The 16,853-nt window shown below is 47.2% G+C and carries 19 protein-coding genes; all 19 read right to left on the bottom strand.

Going from position 1 to position 16,853, the window contains the following annotated elements; all coding sequences use genetic code 11:
* Window positions 1-54: 54 nt before the first annotated feature.
* A complete protein-coding gene (gene recN / locus MHB54_RS23940) occupies window positions 55-1,773 on the bottom strand; it encodes a DNA repair protein RecN (protein ID WP_023989241.1) in 1,719 nt (572 codons plus the stop codon).
* Between the two features lie 58 nt (window positions 1,774-1,831).
* Window positions 1,832-2,281 carry a transcriptional regulator AhrC/ArgR gene (ahrC, locus tag MHB54_RS23935; RefSeq protein ID WP_013310809.1) on the bottom strand — a complete coding sequence of 150 codons (450 nt, stop codon included), beginning with the start codon at window positions 2,279-2,281 and terminating at the stop codon, window positions 1,832-1,834.
* Window positions 2,282-2,297: 16 nt separating this feature from the next.
* Window positions 2,298-2,774 (bottom strand): hypothetical protein, encoded by a 477-nt coding sequence (locus tag MHB54_RS23930; RefSeq protein ID WP_071558535.1) that lies wholly within the window; start codon window positions 2,772-2,774, stop codon window positions 2,298-2,300.
* A gap of 155 nt (window positions 2,775-2,929) precedes the next feature.
* On the bottom strand, window positions 2,930-3,781 hold the full coding sequence (locus tag MHB54_RS23925) for a TlyA family RNA methyltransferase (protein ID WP_023989243.1): 852 nt from the start codon (window positions 3,779-3,781) through the stop codon (window positions 2,930-2,932).
* A 76-nt stretch (window positions 3,782-3,857) separates the two neighbouring features.
* Window positions 3,858-5,756 carry a 1-deoxy-D-xylulose-5-phosphate synthase gene (gene dxs / locus MHB54_RS23920; protein WP_023989244.1) on the bottom strand — a complete coding sequence of 633 codons (1,899 nt, stop codon included), beginning with the start codon at window positions 5,754-5,756 and terminating at the stop codon, window positions 3,858-3,860.
* Window positions 5,757-5,863: 107 nt separating this feature from the next.
* Window positions 5,864-6,787, bottom strand: a complete 924-nt coding sequence (locus MHB54_RS23915) for a polyprenyl synthetase family protein (protein WP_068941553.1) — start codon at window positions 6,785-6,787, stop codon at window positions 5,864-5,866.
* Window positions 6,759-7,019, bottom strand: a complete 261-nt coding sequence (xseB, locus tag MHB54_RS23910; protein ID WP_013310814.1) for an exodeoxyribonuclease VII small subunit — start codon at window positions 7,017-7,019, stop codon at window positions 6,759-6,761. Before xseB ends, MHB54_RS23915 begins: the two co-directional genes overlap by 29 nt.
* Window positions 7,009-8,373, bottom strand: a complete 1,365-nt coding sequence (gene xseA / locus MHB54_RS23905) for an exodeoxyribonuclease VII large subunit (RefSeq protein WP_023989246.1) — start codon at window positions 8,371-8,373, stop codon at window positions 7,009-7,011. Before xseA ends, xseB begins: the two co-directional genes overlap by 11 nt.
* A 12-nt stretch (window positions 8,374-8,385) precedes the next feature.
* The gene (gene folD, locus MHB54_RS23900; protein ID WP_071558532.1) at window positions 8,386-9,243 is read right to left on the bottom strand and encodes a bifunctional methylenetetrahydrofolate dehydrogenase/methenyltetrahydrofolate cyclohydrolase FolD; all 858 of its coding nucleotides are present in this window, start codon (window positions 9,241-9,243) and stop codon (window positions 8,386-8,388) included.
* A gap of 37 nt (window positions 9,244-9,280) precedes the next feature.
* Window positions 9,281-9,730 (bottom strand): transcription antitermination factor NusB, encoded by a 450-nt coding sequence (gene nusB, locus MHB54_RS23895; protein ID WP_013310817.1) that lies wholly within the window; start codon window positions 9,728-9,730, stop codon window positions 9,281-9,283.
* A 135-nt stretch (window positions 9,731-9,865) separates the two neighbouring features.
* Window positions 9,866-10,099 (bottom strand): DUF2273 domain-containing protein, encoded by a 234-nt coding sequence (locus tag MHB54_RS23890; RefSeq protein WP_023989248.1) that lies wholly within the window; start codon window positions 10,097-10,099, stop codon window positions 9,866-9,868.
* 15 nt (window positions 10,100-10,114) lie between these two features.
* Window positions 10,115-10,654, bottom strand: coding sequence for an alkaline shock response membrane anchor protein AmaP (gene amaP / locus MHB54_RS23885; RefSeq protein WP_013310819.1), 540 nt, complete (start codon window positions 10,652-10,654; stop codon window positions 10,115-10,117).
* Window positions 10,655-10,727: 73 nt separating this feature from the next.
* Complete coding sequence (locus MHB54_RS23880) at window positions 10,728-11,141, bottom strand: Asp23/Gls24 family envelope stress response protein (RefSeq protein ID WP_028540595.1); 414 nt, start codon at window positions 11,139-11,141, stop codon at window positions 10,728-10,730.
* A gap of 125 nt (window positions 11,142-11,266) precedes the next feature.
* The gene (accC, locus tag MHB54_RS23875; protein WP_023989250.1) at window positions 11,267-12,610 is read right to left on the bottom strand and encodes an acetyl-CoA carboxylase biotin carboxylase subunit; all 1,344 of its coding nucleotides are present in this window, start codon (window positions 12,608-12,610) and stop codon (window positions 11,267-11,269) included.
* A 61-nt stretch (window positions 12,611-12,671) separates the two neighbouring features.
* Window positions 12,672-13,163 carry an acetyl-CoA carboxylase biotin carboxyl carrier protein gene (accB, locus tag MHB54_RS23870; RefSeq protein ID WP_023989251.1) on the bottom strand — a complete coding sequence of 164 codons (492 nt, stop codon included), beginning with the start codon at window positions 13,161-13,163 and terminating at the stop codon, window positions 12,672-12,674.
* 138 nt (window positions 13,164-13,301) lie between these two features.
* On the bottom strand, window positions 13,302-14,126 hold the full coding sequence (locus MHB54_RS23865; protein WP_053325695.1) for a SpoIIIAH-like family protein: 825 nt from the start codon (window positions 14,124-14,126) through the stop codon (window positions 13,302-13,304).
* A gap of 62 nt (window positions 14,127-14,188) precedes the next feature.
* On the bottom strand, window positions 14,189-14,830 hold the full coding sequence (gene spoIIIAG / locus MHB54_RS23860; RefSeq protein ID WP_023989253.1) for a stage III sporulation protein AG: 642 nt from the start codon (window positions 14,828-14,830) through the stop codon (window positions 14,189-14,191).
* Window positions 14,831-14,846: 16 nt separating this feature from the next.
* Window positions 14,847-15,617, bottom strand: a complete 771-nt coding sequence (spoIIIAF, locus tag MHB54_RS23855) for a stage III sporulation protein AF (RefSeq protein ID WP_023989254.1) — start codon at window positions 15,615-15,617, stop codon at window positions 14,847-14,849.
* 39 nt (window positions 15,618-15,656) lie between these two features.
* Complete coding sequence (spoIIIAE, locus tag MHB54_RS23850) at window positions 15,657-16,847, bottom strand: stage III sporulation protein AE (RefSeq protein ID WP_264453624.1); 1,191 nt, start codon at window positions 16,845-16,847, stop codon at window positions 15,657-15,659.
* Window positions 16,848-16,853 lie beyond the last annotated feature (6 nt).

The following is a 16,853-nucleotide window of genomic DNA, read 5'->3' as shown; positions in this document are numbered from 1 at the left end:
GTAACCTTGCCCCCAGGCTTTTATAACTGTTAAACATTACGCCAGCCGCTCTTTTCAGGCTTTCTTTCCTTCCGCCAAATTCAGCATTTCCTGTGCGTGATGCAATGTTTTTTCGGTAATTTCCACGCCGCCCAGCATCCGTGCCAATTCCTTGACACGCCCGTCCTCCGTAAGTCCCTCAATTTGAGTCATGGTCCGTCCATCATGAACATTTTTCTCAATAAGGTACTGATGATCTGCCATACATGCCACCTGTGGCAAATGAGTAATGGAAAACACCTGACAAACGGAAGATAAACGATATAGCTTCTCGGCAATGGATTGAGCTGCACGACCACTCACCCCGGTATCCACCTCGTCAAAAATGAGTACTGGAATTTGATCATGACGCGCAAAAATACTTTTCATCGCCAACATGATACGTGATAGCTCACCGCCTGAAGCGATCTTACCAAGTGGACGTAGTGGCTCACCTGGATTGGGTGAAATAAGAAATTCCGCATTATCAATTCCTTGCTTGGTAGGCCTTACCTTCAGACCTTTATACTCATATCCGCGTGGATCTTCAATTGGATCAATGCGCACCTTGAGTGACGTTCTTTCCATCTGCAGGTCTTTTAACTCCTGCTCCACTTGCTCTGCAAGCTCTTCAGCACAAATTTCACGTGCTTCTGTAAGCTCTTCTGAAATCTCCAGCAAATCGGAAAGCAACTCATCCCGTTTTGCAATGAGCTGCTCCAGCCGCTCATCTTTATTTTCCAGCAGATCGGTTTCCTGCTCAATACGGCTATAGTATTCCAAAATCTGCTCTATACTATCACCATATTTTCGCTGTAATCCGGTAATTTGATTCAAACGTTGCTCCACTTCATGCAGCTTGCCTGGATTAAATTCAATATCCTCACGATAAGAACGTAATTGGAATGCTGCGTCCTCTAACTGGTAAAAAGCAGACTGAATCTGCTCCGCAATGGGCTGAAGGCTTTTGCTGTCATAGCTTTGGACATCGTTCAATCTAGACAATACGTTATTGATCGTATCCAGCCCACCTCTGCCGCTTAGCAGTTCGTATGCTCCTGATATCCCATCCATCATTTTCTCACTATGGGATAGCTTGACCCGTTCCTCTGCCAATAATTCATCTTCTCCCAATTTCAACTCCGCCGCAGCGATCTCTTCTAATTGAAATCGGTACATATCCAAAAGCTGATAAGCCTTTTGACTGGAGCTTTGCAGTTCTCTTACTTCTTTTTCCGCTTTGACAAAAGCATTGTAACGCTCACGGTAAAGCGTTTTGACTGGACCGATCACCGAATCACCGAACGTATCCAGCAGCGCCAGATGGCGATCTGCACGTAGCAGGCTTTGATGCTCATGTTGCCCGTGGATATTGACGAGCTGCTCACCTACCTCACGCAGCATCGTTAAATTAACCATCTGACCGTTAATTCGAGAAGAGCTTTTCCCCTGAACCGTAAGTTCGCGACGAATCAGCAAATGCTCCTCCGCATTGGCCTTAATCCCTTGTTCCTCAAGTGTTTTCCAAACTGGATGTTTTACCGGCAGCTCAAACAAGGCTTCCATCTCTGCTTTATCACAACCGTAACGCACTAGATCAGCAGAGCCCCTACCGCCTGCAATCAGGCCAAGCGCATCGATAATAATGGATTTACCAGCACCTGTTTCCCCGCTCAAGACATGAAACCCTTTATAAAAATGAACATCGACGGCCTCTACGACCGCCAAATTCCGTATAGACAAAGTGACCAGCATCGTTCTTTCACCTCTATGATGTACAAATTAAAACGCCTAATATGCGTAGCCATTATAATTAGGAAATGTAGCCCATAAGACGATTCACGATAGCTTCGCTGTTTTCTTCCGATCGGCAAATAATCAAAATGGTGTCATCTCCGCTAATCGTACCCATAATCTCGGACCATTCAATATTGTCCAATAAAGCAGCAATCGAGTTGGCTGTTCCCGGCAGACACTTCATCACAATCAGATTGGTTGTGTAGTCAATATGCAAAAAGTTATCGACCAACGTACGTTTCAGTTTCTGGGCCGGATTGTAGCGCTGATCTGAAGGCATTGAATATTTATATCTGCCATCGTCCATTGGAACCTTGATCAGCAGCAGCTCCTTGATATCACGCGATACGGTCGCCTGTGTGACCTGAAAACCAGCCTTACGCAATGCTTCAACCAGATCATCCTGCGTCTCAATCTCATGTTGTGAAATAATTTCCCTAATTTTAATATGTCGTTGACCCTTCATATAATCCTCCTATGGATTAACCTTCATATTCCTCTTCTTCGAGGTCTTCCACTAATGTAATAAGGCGAATACTTCGCTCGTCCGTATCAACGTACAATACACCCGCGCAACCCGGATAGAGCAACAAATACGGCATGAGCCTGTCCCGTAAATCAGGACCACTCCACTCCATTGGTTTCTTGCGGCGTGACGTTTTGACCATATATGTCGAACCGTTTCGTACAGCCACGTAGTCTAGAAACAAACGGCTATACACGGTATGTCCATTCACTTTAAAAGCAAGCGGTATTTTCATTTTCCCACCCACTACTTCATAACCTGCTTCTTCGAGTATATCTATAGCAGGCCCTTCATCCAAATCCTCGTTAATCGGTATTGTCTTTAGCACAAGCGGCCCTGGCTCCTTCAACCAGGCACGCAGGCTATATAAAGCCCATATCCCTAATATCACCCCGATTACAGCGATGATAATCGTATCATATCTTGTGTCCATGGACCGATCACCTCATGGACATATTCTAGGACAAGATGTAAAATTCCTTTTCCTTTGTACATCTCATTATAGGCGAACGTGAGTTCTATAATCAATCCCTCACACCAAAAAGAGGTTCCCTTAAGTTCACAGAACTCATGGAGAACCCCTGAATGTTACTTACGCGATGGACCATTATTAAAAGTCTGCCCTGCTTCCTGAACAGTACGTTCAATTAGTGGTCTGAAATCCATCTTCTCCAGCTGCGATTCTGCAGCAGGAAGCCCATCCAAACGCCAATGCGCTAAAAATTCAATATTGCCTTCTCCACCTGTAATAGGCGAATAAGCCAAACCTTGCAGCGTAAGTCCAAGCTCATGCGCAAACATCAGAATGGTCTGCAACACTTCTTTATGCGTAGCAGGATCACGGACCACACCGGATTTTCCGACCTTTTCGCGTCCAGCTTCGAATTGCGGCTTGATTAGAGCTACAATATCAGCAGGTTGATGCAATAAGGCAAGCAACGGGGGCAAAATAATACGTAATGAAATAAACGAAACGTCAATACTTGCGAAATTCGGGACAGAACCATTCAAATCCGCAGGTGTCATATATCTGAAATTCGTTTTTTCCATTACGCATACTCGTTCATCATTACGAAGCGACCAATCCAGCTGATTATAACCCACATCAATGGCGTATACGTATTCCGCTCCATGCTGAAGTGCACAATCCGTAAAACCTCCAGTGGACGAACCAATATCCAGCATTGTCCTGCCCTTCATATCCAGCTCAAATTGACGAATGGCCTTCTCTAGCTTTAATCCTCCACGGCTTACATACGGATGCACCGAACCCTTAACTTTAAGCTCGCTGGCGCGTGGTACCTTCATACCCGCTTTCTCTATCCGTTCGCTGTCCGCCAGCACTAGACCAGCCATAATCGCAGCTTTAGCTTTTTCACGGCTTTCAAAAAAGCCTTGTTCTACAAGTAATACATCAATGCGTTCCTTCGGAACAGACATGTTAATCTCCCTTTAGGCAGCCAGGCTGCTCTTGTCATACTTTTTATAAACGTCATGGTCTTCGCTTCAAGTTACCCTATACGGACTGTCCCATGCCATATGCTGGTTCAGCAGCCCATTTACGCAGCTTTAAGCATACATCTTCAATGGTAAGCCCTACTTCAGCACGCTGCTCTTTAATGGAGCCATGCTCCACGAACAGATCGGGAATCCCCATTAGGCGCACCTGCGCCTCTTGTATTTCGGCTTTGGCGTAAAATTCCAGTACAGCGCTACCCAAGCTTCCTGCTTCAGAAGCTTCTTCCAATACGATCAGCTTCGTATGCTGACGAGCCAGCTCACGCAACATATCCTCGTCCAAAGGCTTCAGGAAACGGGCATTCACTACGCCCACTTGCAACCCTTCACGTTTCATCGCCTCCGCAGCCTCTGTCGCCACCTGGAGCATCGGTCCTGATGCAATTACAGCAAAGCCCTCACCCTTACGCAGGAGCTCCCAACTGCCGATGGAAATAGCCTGTAATTCTTTATCCAACGGCACGCCAACCACATTAACACGCGGGTAACGATAAGCAATTGGACCGTCTTCATAATCGAGCGCTGTTTTCATCATATGGCGTAGCTCGTTCTCATCCTTTGGCATCATAAGCACAAGATTCGGGATATGACGTAAGAATGCCACATCAAACACGCCATGATGAGTTTCTCCGTCAGCCCCAACAAAACCTGCACGGTCAATCGCGAACATTACGTTCGCATTATGACGACAGATATCATGCACAATCTGGTCATAAGCACGCTGCATAAAAGTCGAATACACCGCAAACACCGGTTTCAGCCCTTCCATTGCCAACGCAGCACACATGGTAGCTGCATGCTGTTCAGCAATGCCGACGTCAATCATACGGCTAGGAAACTCTTTACTAAACGGTACCAGTCCTGATCCACCAGGCATAGCAGGCGTGACCGCAACGATGCGCTCATCCTGCTCAGCCAGCTCAATCAGCGTTCGGCCGAAAATTTCCGTATACATCGGATTACCTACAGCTTTGAGTACCTGACCCGATTCAATCTTGTAAGGGCTGATTCCGTGCCATTTGTGTGAATCTGCCTCTGCAGGTTTATAGCCCTTGCCCTTGGTGGTTACGACATGCACCAATACAGGGCCAGTGACATTATCAGCCTGCTGGAAGGTTTCGATTAGCTTCGGCAAATCATGCCCGTCCACTGGACCGAGATACGTAAGTCCCAGTTCCTCAAACAGTACACCAGGCACCATCATATATTTAAGACTGTCCTTGACACGGCCAGCCGATTTGGCAAGTTTACCGCCGATCGCGGGTATTTTTTTCAGCAAAACTTCCAGCTCATCTTTTGCTCGCAAATAATGACGGTCCGAGCGGATTTTACTCAAATAATTATGCATGGCCCCCACATTAGGTGCTATGGACATTTCGTTGTCATTCAGAATGACCATTAAATTTTTGCGCTCATGTCCGATATGATTCAACGCTTCGAAGGCCATCCCCCCAGTCAACGCGCCGTCTCCGATCATTGCAATGACTTTATTGTCCTCGCCCTTCAAATCTCGAGCCAAAGCCATTCCCATTGCGGCCGACAGAGAAGTGCTGCTATGACCGGCTTCCCAAACATCATGCTCACTCTCGCTTCTTTTTACAAAACCACAAAGTCCATCACGCTGACGAAGTGTATCAAAACGATCCATTCGCCCTGTCAATATTTTGTGTACGTAGGCTTGGTGCCCAACGTCATAAATCATCTTGTCCTTCGGACTGTTATAGCAATAATGCAGGGCGATCGTGAGCTCAACCACTCCCAGATTCGATGCCAGATGCCCCCCAGTCACGGACAGCTTCTCAATCAAAAAGCTCCTGATTTCCTCGGCCAGAGAAGCCAACTCCTCAACCGACAGTGATTTCAGATCGCCTGGTTGCTTTATGTGTGGAAGCAGCACGCATATCTCCCCGCTTTCCTTCAAGTTTGTGTGTAAAGTTAACAAGTATTATATCACACTTTTTGACTGTGCTTAAACGCAGACAAGTCAAAACAGCTCTAAGGCAACTAATGATCACGCTTCATCAGGTAATCGGCTATCTCCAGCAAACGAGAAGAATCGGGAATACCGCTCTCTGTTATCACTTTTTTAGCAGATGCGGTGAGTTTCTCCACCTGCTGCAAAGATGCGTCCATACCAATGAAATACGGATAGGTAACCTTCTCCTGTTCAACATCACTTTGCGTTTTCTTACCCATTTTGCTCTCATCGCCTATGAGGTCCAGTATATCGTCCTGTATCTGAAAAGCCAGCCCCAAGTCTCGTCCAAAACGGCGAAGCGCCTCTAATTGACTCTTGTCCGCCCCACCAATCCGTCCACCTGCCAAGAGCGAGAAAATAATCAAATCAGCAGTTTTATGAAGATGGATATATTCCAGTTCCTCGATCCCCGTCATTCCTTGCTCGCCTGACATATCGGCAACCTGTCCGCCTACCATGCCCCGCGCGCCACTCATTTCGGACAAATCCTCGACAATGGACAATAGCGCATCGGATGAAACACCGTGACGCCGTCCTGCTTGCACAATGCTGTAAAAGGCATGGGTCAACAAAGCATCACCCGCAAGGACAGCAACCGCCTCGCCGTATACCTTATGATTCGTCAGCTTACCTCGCCGATAATCATCATCATCCATGGCTGGCAAGTCGTCATGAATGAGGGAGTACGTATGTACCATTTCTACCGCACATGCCACTGGCAGCGCAGCTTCCCTACTTCCACCGAATGCTTCAGCAGCAGCGATCACAAGCAGAGGCCGCAGCCGTTTTCCGCCTGCGGTGAGTGAGTAATTCATGGATTCTCGAAGAACAGCGGGAATGTTCCAATCGACCGGGAACTGCTCGATCAGTGCGGATGAAACTACATCCGTCGTCCCGGTCAAATATTCCTTGAACGACGGTCTATTCAAGCCCTTCACCGCCGTTTTCATCCAATCCACCGCCAAAAGGCTTCTTGCGCAAATCTCCATCCTCTTCCACGATCATTTCAATTTTACGTTCAACCTGCTCCAGCTTCTGACTGCAAAGCTGAGACAGCTTCATCCCCCGCTGGAACAAATCAATGGCTTGCTCCAGAGGAACGTCTCCATGCTCCAGTTGTCCGACAATTTCTTCAAGAGCGGCCATAGCCGCTTCAAAATTCAATTCCGTTTCATTCGCCACCGTGCTTCGCGTCCTCCTTCATTCCCCATACTTGGCAGTCCAACTGCCCATCACTTACTTTAATCTTGATGGAATCTCCCGGCTGTACGTCTTTGAGCGACTTAATCAGCCGTTTCTCCTGCTCATCGTATACCAAGCTATAGCCTCGGGCCATGACTTTGAGTGGGCTCAGCGCATCCAGCTGACGAATTCCCGTGTGCAACTGCTGCCGTCCCGTTTTCGTAATAGCACGCATCGCAGACTCCAGCTGACGTTGCGCCATATCCGTCTGCTTGCGTGCCGAACGAATTTGTTCACGCGGATTAAACCGCTCTAGTACCTGACGCATACGTGCGTTCTTTTCTGCGTTCAAACGCGAACGGTTACCCGCTGCGCGAATCAGCCGCTGATGCAGCATGTCCATTCGCTCTGCATGCTGTAGCATATAACGGCGTGGGTGCAGCAGGACTGGCGAACGCTGAAGCCTCGCCAAGCGTTCACGGCTGGTTTCCAGCCGCTGCCGGAGGGCGTTGCGCAACCGTTGCTCACGTTGGAGCAGCTGATCCCGTAGCTCTGCCTGATTAGGCACAGCCAACTCGGCTGCTGCGGTTGGCGTTGCCGCACGCAAGTCAGCCACAAAATCGGCAATAGTAAAATCCGTTTCGTGTCCAACTGCCGAAATAACCGGAATGACCGATGCGTAAATGGCGCGCGCAACCGCTTCCTCATTAAAAGCCCACAGTTCTTCCAACGAGCCACCTCCCCGTCCGACGATCATCACCTGAACCTCTTGCATACGATTCATAGCTTCAATTGCCTTGATTATCGAGGGTGCGGCACCTTTTCCTTGTACGAGCACAGGATACAACACAATTCCAGCCTGCGGGTATCGCCGTTGAAGTGTCGTAATAATATCACGCACAGCCGCTCCGGTCGGTGACGTAATCACGCCAATGGTTGCCGGATGGGCAGGGAGATTACGCTTACGAGCAGTATCAAACAGTCCCTCTGCATCCAGCTTTTGCTTGAGCTGTTCGTAAGCCAGATAAAGGCTTCCTATGCCGTCAGGCTGCATTTGAGTTGCATAAAACTGATATTGTCCATCTCGTTCGTACACGGATACGTTTCCCCGGGCAATAACACGCGTACCTTCTTTCGGTACGAAAGGGAGCCGCTGATTATGGGTTGCAAACATAATCGAACGTATGCGACTCCCCTCATCCTTGAGCGTAAAGTACATGTGACCACTCGAATGATGCGTAAAATTAGAAATTTCCCCGCGTATCCATACATCAGATAGCACCTGATCCGATTCCAGTTTCATCCGGATATAACGATTCAGGTCCTTTATAGAGTAAATACGTTGTTCAGCCACAGGCAGCTGCCCTTATGCCAAACCGTGCGACCGCTTGGCCGCTACAAGCGTATTTTGCATCAGCATCGTAATTGTCATCGGGCCTACTCCGCCGGGAACAGGCGTAATCGGACCAGACACTTGCTTCACGCTCTCAAAATCAACGTCCCCCGCCAACTTTCCGTTCTCCAGACGGTTCATCCCCACATCTATCACTACCGCTCCGGGCTTCACGAACGAAGCATCAATAAAGTTGGCTTTGCCGATCGCAACGACTAAGATATCCGCTTGTCGACTTAGATCCGCGATATTCGCTGTACGGGAGTGGCACATCGTAACCGTAGCATTTTCACGCTGCAACAATAAAGACACTGGCTTGCCTACGATATTACTGCGACCAATAACTACCGCATGTTTACCAGCTATCTCCACTCCAGCACGCTTGATTAACTCAATGACTCCAGCAGGAGTACAAGGCAATAGACTATCGTCACCGATGACCAAATTTCCTACGTTCACCGGATGAAATCCATCCACATCCTTCTCCACTGCAATCGCGTCAATGACAGCTTTTTCATGAATATGCTTTGGCAACGGCAGTTGTACCAAAATTCCATGGATAGTACTTTGATGGTTCAGCTTGTCCACCAGTTCCAGCAATGCTTCCTGCGAAGTATCTGCTGTTAACCGGTGAACCTCTGAGTAATAGCCGAGATCATGGCATGCCTTTTCCTTGTTTTTAACATATACCTGCGAAGCGGGATCTTCGCCTACCAATACAACAGCCAGTCCCGGCTGAAACCGGTGCTCTTTCAGACGAATGACCTCTTGCTGAATGCTTGCGCGAATATCCTGAGAGATTTGTTTACCATCAATGATCGGTGCTGACATGTTTATCCACTCTCCAACCTGATTCAGTAGTCTCTACTTAAAAACGTGCTTTCAATTGCTCCAGTTCTTGAATCACTCGTCCCAGTACACCATTAACAAATTTACCGGATTCCTCGGTACCAAAGTGCTTCGACAATTCAATCGCTTCATTAACAGCTACCTTAGCTGGAACATCCTCACGGAAAATCATCTCATATGCCGCAAGTCTCAAAATTTGACGATCTACACGTGAAAGTCTGCTGATCTGCCAGCCTTTAAGATAATCCACCAACAGCCCATCAATGGCTTCCTTGTGCTCCCACGTACCCCGCACATGCTCCAAAACATACGCTCTTAAAACTGCCGCGTTTTTAACGACAACTTCCGCTTCGTTTTCCTCAGCGGCTTCCTGAAGCAACATGTCCACGGCTGCTGCCGCATCCACTTCATTCATTTCCATATGGTACATACTCTGTACCGCTAATTCCCTCGCCAGACGTCTTTTCATGCCCTGCCTCCTACGCTTGCCTATATCTATTTTTCATTCTAACCAATTTCCACAAAAAAACCTGTGAACGCATCCTCCAAAACGTTGGGCGCAAAGAAGCTACAGCTCTATTTTGGAGAACACGTATCACAGGGTTCATTTAAAAGGACGCCAACGCTGCGACAACCAATCGCCCCATTCCTTCCAAGGGAGGAATGAACCAAGCGCTGAATCGCTACGTCTTCCTAGCGTATATCCGATGAACACCATCAATGCAAAGAACAACATATTCCAAAAGCCTGCCCACAAATAAATAAAACCGAAAAAAATACCAGCCGTGATCCCCATGATCCGGCCCTTGTAACTTCCCCATATTTCTTTCCAGGGCATCAGGGAAAATCACCTCTATTCCACACGACTCTTAAAGCTGGGTGACTGAGAAACATTAGCGATGTACACCGACACATTGGACACAGGAATTCCTGTAATTTCTTCCACATGATCGTGTACCCCCTTCTGTACCTCGGAGGTTAACACCGGAATGGAGCTTTCCCCGTCTACAACCGCCCGAATCGTAATATCAAGTCCCGATTCTAACACGCGAACGCGTGCTTTCAAATCCTGCATCCCGCGAAATCGGGAAGCTGCTTTGAGGCACAAATTTTCAATGGTGTCCACTGAAATCTGAATGTCACCATATTCCGTTCGTTGATCAATAGAATGCTGTACGGTTTGGTTCCGTCGAATAGAGATATAAAAAAAACGAAGACTCAATAACAACAGAACCCCTGCAATAATCAGGCTGGTAAACCACACCACTCGCTCATCCTCAATACTTAAAACATACGGAATGGCCCCGCTCAGGAGGAGGATGGCGAGAATGGAAATAATTCCGATACTTAAGCTGTACAAGAACAGCAGAAGTCTGTCCATAACTTTAGCCACGAAACGCACAGCCTCCTTAAATTAGAGTAAACCCTCGACCCATAAGGGTCGGGGGTTTGTACAAAGTATCGCTCTATTTAACCCGTCCGGCGCCCAGCACTTCCGGCTCTTCTACTTTTTCGGCACTTTTGAATTGAACATCATGAATTTGCACGTTCACTTCAACAACGTTAAGACCTGTCATGTTCTCAATCGAACGCTTAACATTATGCTGAATAGCAGCAGCCACCTCAGGCAGACGGTTACCGTACTCAATAATGACGGAGACGTCTACAGCAGCTTCACGCTGTCCGACTTCCACTTTTACACCTTTAGATAAATTTTTGCGGCCTAGCAATTCGGCAAACCCACCAGCAAATCCGCCACTCATTCCCGCAACGCCCGGTACCTCAACGGTAGCCAGTCCGGCAATGACTTCAATAACTTCTGGGGCAATTTGAATCTCCCCAATTTCTGTACGTTCGAATTCGGTTGGCACTGTGCTCATACCTTCAACACCTTTCGGTCAAAATAAGTTTCATTCCAGCTTTGGATTTCAAAGCAGACATGCTCACTTATTATCCATACTATATCATTTGGCGTTCATTATGACAAACTGAGGAAATATACCGATTAAACTTCGTTTTCCTCCAAAAATTTAATATCAAAATCGCCTTTAATAAAGGTAGGATGCTCTAGCAAGCGCTGATGAAAAGAAATCGTTGTGGGTATGCCCTCAATAGCAAACTCAGACAAAGCCCGCTTCATTTTGGCAATTGCATCTTGCCGTGTAGGTGCCCACACAATCAGCTTGGCGATCATAGAGTCATAATAAGGAGGAATGCTATAACCTGGATATGCTGCGCTGTCTACCCGTACTCCAGGACCGCCTGGAGGCAGATAAAATCCGATTTTACCCGGTGCAGGCATAAAATTACGATCCGGATCCTCAGCATTAATACGACACTCTATCGCCCAGCCATTGATGGTGACTTCTTCCTGCGTAAAGGAAAGCGGATGTCCTTCAGCGACAGAAATCATTTCCTTAATCAGGTCTACACCAGTAATCATTTCTGTTACTGGATGTTCTACCTGAATACGTGTATTCATTTCCATGAAATAGAAATTATTGTCCGGGCCAAGCAAAAATTCGAGAGTACCTGCACCAGAGTATTGAACGGCCAAAGCTGCACGAACAGCTGCCTGACCCATTTCTTCACGAACATCCTGCGATAGTACAGGACATGGTGCTTCCTCCAATAACTTCTGACGACGACGCTGCACAGAGCAGTCCCGTTCGCCCAAATGGGCAACATTACCATGCTTGTCCGCTATGATCTGTATTTCCACGTGTTTCATACCGGTCAAGTATTTTTCCAGGTAGACACCCGCATTGCCAAATGCTTTTTGCGCCTCCTGCTGAGCGGTAGTGATTTGCTGAATGAGGTTATCCTCATCTTCGGCGATACGAATACCTTTACCTCCGCCACCTGCTGTGGCCTTGATAATTACCGGATATCCGATATCACGTGCGATGCTGATCGCATCCTGCAAATCCTCAACCAGCCCGTCTGAACCCGGAATAACCGGAACTCCGGCATCCTTCATGGTCTGTTTGGCTACGGCCTTATCTCCCATTTTGTTAATGGCTTCAGGAGAAGGACCAATAAACGTAATATTACACGATTCGCAAATTTCAGCGAAGTCTGCGTTTTCCGCCAAAAATCCGTAACCTGGATGAATGGCATCACATTCAGTCAATGTAGCAACGCTCATCAGATTCGTAAAATTAAGGTAGCTGTCCTTAGATAGCGTCGGTCCGATACAGTAAGCCTCATCTGCGAGACGCACATGTAACGAATCCTTGTCAGCTTCCGAATATACGGCAACTGTCGAAATATTCATTTCGCGGCAAGCGCGAATGATACGAACCGCAATTTCTCCACGATTCGCAATCAATACTTTTTGAAATGTCATGACTTTATCCTCCCTGGGAGTAGTCTTGCCGAACCCTCAAAAGAGGGTTCAAACAAGCTTTTTACTCCGGTTTCACAAGGAACAATGGCTGGCCATACTCGACCAACTGTCCGTTTTCGGCCAAAATTTCCACAATTTCGCCCTTCACTTCAGCTTCCAGCTCGTTCATCAGCTTCATCGCTTCAATGATACATACCGTTGTTTTTTCGCCCACTTTGCTGCCGATACTCACATACGGAGCCGTATCCGGAGATGAAGAACTATAGAAAGTGCCTACCATCGGAGATACGATTTTATGTAGATTGCTTGCATATTCCCTCGATTCCCCAGCAGTTGCAAGTCCAACATCGGACTGTACTTGTGGATTTGGAATAACAGCTTGTGGTGCGACTGCATAAGCAGGTGTTGCCACAGGAGCCTGTACCGTAACGATCTCGCTTTTGCCCGGTTTCCGGATCAACAGGCGAGTTCCTTCATTTTCAATTTCAAGCTCATGCACAGACGTTTCATCCACCAGCTTGATCAATTCCTTAATCTCGCTTAATTTAAACATCTCTATTAATCACTCCTTCAGCATTTTGCCGGTTGCTGATAACATTGTTGAAACAGCTTTATGTATTATATCACAATCATTAAAAATAGAAAGAGCCCGGAATAATGCAGAAATCCGGGCTTTTTCGCGTTTTTTGTCTTATTGTGTAACATACTGGACACTGATCTTATCCTGCGTTACATTCAGTTCCTTCATGACTTTATCGACAATTGTTACCGCTTGCTTAGCATCCAATTTTTCACTCAGAACCACTACTTTGTATTTATCAGCATCTTCCTCACGGACGACCGCATTGGCGAACTGCTGCTGAAGCTCTTCTTCAATTCCAGTAATTTTAGCCTGTTTATCTTCAAGTACATGTAATTCCTTTTGAGCCTCCGCAGCTTTCTTTGGTGTGCTGTCGTTCATTGCGGTAGTCAGTTCATCATTTTTCTTCTGATTTTCCACATCCCGTTCCAGCAAATAGTTGTCAATCACTGCTGCTGCTGTAGGTTGGGCAGCTTGATCGGTTGCCACTTGATCCAGTACCTGCTGGTCGGTTTTGGCTGTAGAGGTTGCTTTGTCGTCACTTTGTGCTGTCGCGTCCGTTTTAGTCGCAGTTGTGTTTTGATCGGATGTCGCCGGTTCAGTAGTAGGGGCAGCTGCCGTATCTTTATCGCCTTTTGAGTTTTCCGTTGCTGGGTCAGTTGTGGAAGCCGTATCCGATTTTGTGGAAGTTGCTGATGCTCCATCAGTTACTTCGCCATTCGTCACTACTTCATTTACCTTCAGTTCGTTCAATTGTTCCTCTGCCTTCGTCGTTGCTTCCTGTGCGGCATCCTGCTTAACCTTGCTCACTTGCTCACTATCGGCTACTGGTGGATTTGCAGGGCTCGAGTCCTCCGTAAACAAATAATACGCAGACAGCACGACCATTAAACTCAGCATGGACACCAGCCAAACGGTTTGTCTTTTATTATTCATGTTCCGTCCTCCATATTCATTAATGGTTTAAAATATAAACTTCTTTGTTCCTCAATTCCATATTATCCCTGCTTGCGCGGTACGACTGAAATTTTGTAGGAAGGTACATTTAGTCCCTTCTGTACAGCATCGACAATTAGCTGCTTCACTGTAGGGTTTTCTGCCCCCATAGCCACAACAAGCACTCCCCTCACCTGCGGTTTTACTTTTTTTGTCACAATCGGGGTGTGCTGACCACCTGATGACTCATAGGTGACAATCTCGCCATCACGTGTATATTGAGTAGTGTGCCGTTGTCCACCATTGGCGTCCGTCTCGTTGTTCTCTTCCTGCATATCTTTTACATTGCGTTGAACGATAACTTCTTCGGTGGAATCTACCGTAACCATGACATCGACGGTTCCTACGCCAACAATCTGCTCCAGCATCTGTTTCATATTGTCCTCAAAAACCTTCTCGATCCCGGCAAAGGAACTTTCTTCACCTGTTGTTGTCTCTAATGTAGGCTCATTTTTCATCACGCCAGGCGGCTCACGCCCTACGTTTTCTGGATCGACCTTTTTCACATTAACGAATGAATTAAAAAGCATGATCGCTACACCGATAAGGCCAAGTATAAGCAGCCAACGAAATGAGTTGAATCTTTTCGCCCCATCCGCCCCTCCACCCAGCCATCGCTCGAGCTTTTTCAGCCATTTGCTCATTTCTGCTCACCTCCTGTTACCATTCATGTGTTCCATCCTGCGAAGAAACCACCTGAACATTTTTGCTGTCTATCCCCCATTTTTCACGTAGAAGTCCTGTAATTAAGTCAAAAGCTTTCGTATCCGTTGGCTTTCCGTCCTCAGCAGTTTTATCAGGATTACGATCATCTTCTCGCGTTCCTTCATTAAAATCTGAAGTTTTTGTATGTGTCGGCTCCACACGAATATTCACTGTCTTTTCGGCCACAGGCTCCACCATAATCGGCTTAGCATCTGCACCAGGCGAGACGTCTGTGTTTTTCTTTTCTTTTTCTGGCTGCTGCTCCGCCAATTTGACCACTACCGACTGGACACCCGTTCCTGCCTCCAGCCCCGATTCCTTCTGTTGAATCTTTGCAAGGGTAACCTGGACCGACTGAATTGCTAACCCAGTATACTGTTCCAATTGTCCTTTCATTTCCTTAGCTACCTCTTTGCCAGCCCATTGCATGGAGCTTTGTTCTTGCTGTTGCTTTAACTGGCTGCCTTTTGCCAAAATCTCCTCCAATGTCGGTTCCCTCTTGCCTGTCTCAGCCTGACGTTGAAGATCCAATGCTCGCCCTAAAACCTCGGAGGGGCTGCTGCTCAGTAAGCGCACGACCGGAGACAGCAACGTCAGCAGAATAAGCAGGCTGAGAACGAGTTTGACATACCTTTCCATAGATCGGCTCGGTAAGATCATATCGACAAAAGAAGCCAGCAACACGATTAGCACCAGTTCCTTAAGCCAACCTCCCAGCCAGGTCACGTCACTCCCCTCCCCCCTTGTTGGTTTACGTACATTGGTTCACCTCATCATGACCGTCATATTTCCTGCTGCGAGCATGATTGTAATCGCAAGGAAGGACATTAACCCCACTGCCGCCAGTGCCGCGAAAACATAAATCATGCTCTTGCCGATCGCATCGAGACATTCCACGATAGGCGTATCACCCAAAGGCTGCATGATCGCTGCTGTCACTTTATAAATGAGAGCCAGTGTCAGAATCTTGAGAGCAGGAAATGCGCACAGGAACAAAATAATAATGACTCCTACCAGACCAATGGCATTTTTAACGATCAGCGAAGCCGAAATGACTGTATCTGTCGCATCTGCCAACGCCTTGCCGACCACCGGAACAAAGCTACCTGTAATATATTTGGCTGTGCGGATCGTTAATCCGTCAGTAACTGACGATGTCAAGCCTTGTACCGAAATGACTCCTAGAAATATGGTCAGCAACACTCCCAGCACTGCTACTCCAGCGTTCCGCAACAGATCGGCTAGCTGGGTCAGTTTGTATTTGCCTGTCAGCGAGTTGACCAAGTACAGCACAGCCGAGAAAAACAGTAGCGGGAAAACCAGCGTATGAATGACTGTTCCGACTGTGTTGATCATAAATACAATCAGCGGGTGGGTCACCGAAACTGTTACGACGTTACCCATCGAGGCTAACATGGTAAACAACAAAGGCAACATTGCCATCATGAAGTGAATCATGCTATCAATCGCTTCTTTGGCATAACCAATCGCTACACTAAAGCTATTAATCGCCAGAATGATAATGACCATGTATACGATAGCGTAGGCCACTTTGCTGACCTGTTTGCTTTCAAAAGCACTTTGCAGCGTTTCCAGCACCATACTCATAATGCTGAGCATAACGATGGTGACGAGCAACTTGGCGTTTACTCGGATTTCATGGATGAAAAAATCAGCTATAGCGCTCAATACACCCTTTATGCTGAACCCTTCACCGCCTGGAAGCAGCATGTCCATGAAGGAAGGCGTTTTCTGATCAGGGAAAAATCCGCCGTATTGCTGCATGAGCCCGTCCCAATAATGTTCTACTTCATCTTTGGGCATTTGCTCTGCCTGCTGTCTGATCCATTCGTTTGTCGGTGTATCTGCAAAGAGGACCGCAGCTGAGGCACACCAGAGACATAGCAGCAACATTGCAATTACTTTGAGATTCGGCATGCCCCCTAGCCTTTTCATGGCATC

Source organism: Paenibacillus sp. FSL M7-0802, assembly GCF_038004945.1.
Lineage (GTDB): Bacteria > Bacillota > Bacilli > Paenibacillales > Paenibacillaceae > Paenibacillus > Paenibacillus polymyxa_B.
The sequence above is the reverse complement of the archived record's forward strand: the minus strand, read 5'-3'. Positions and strand labels throughout refer to the sequence as shown.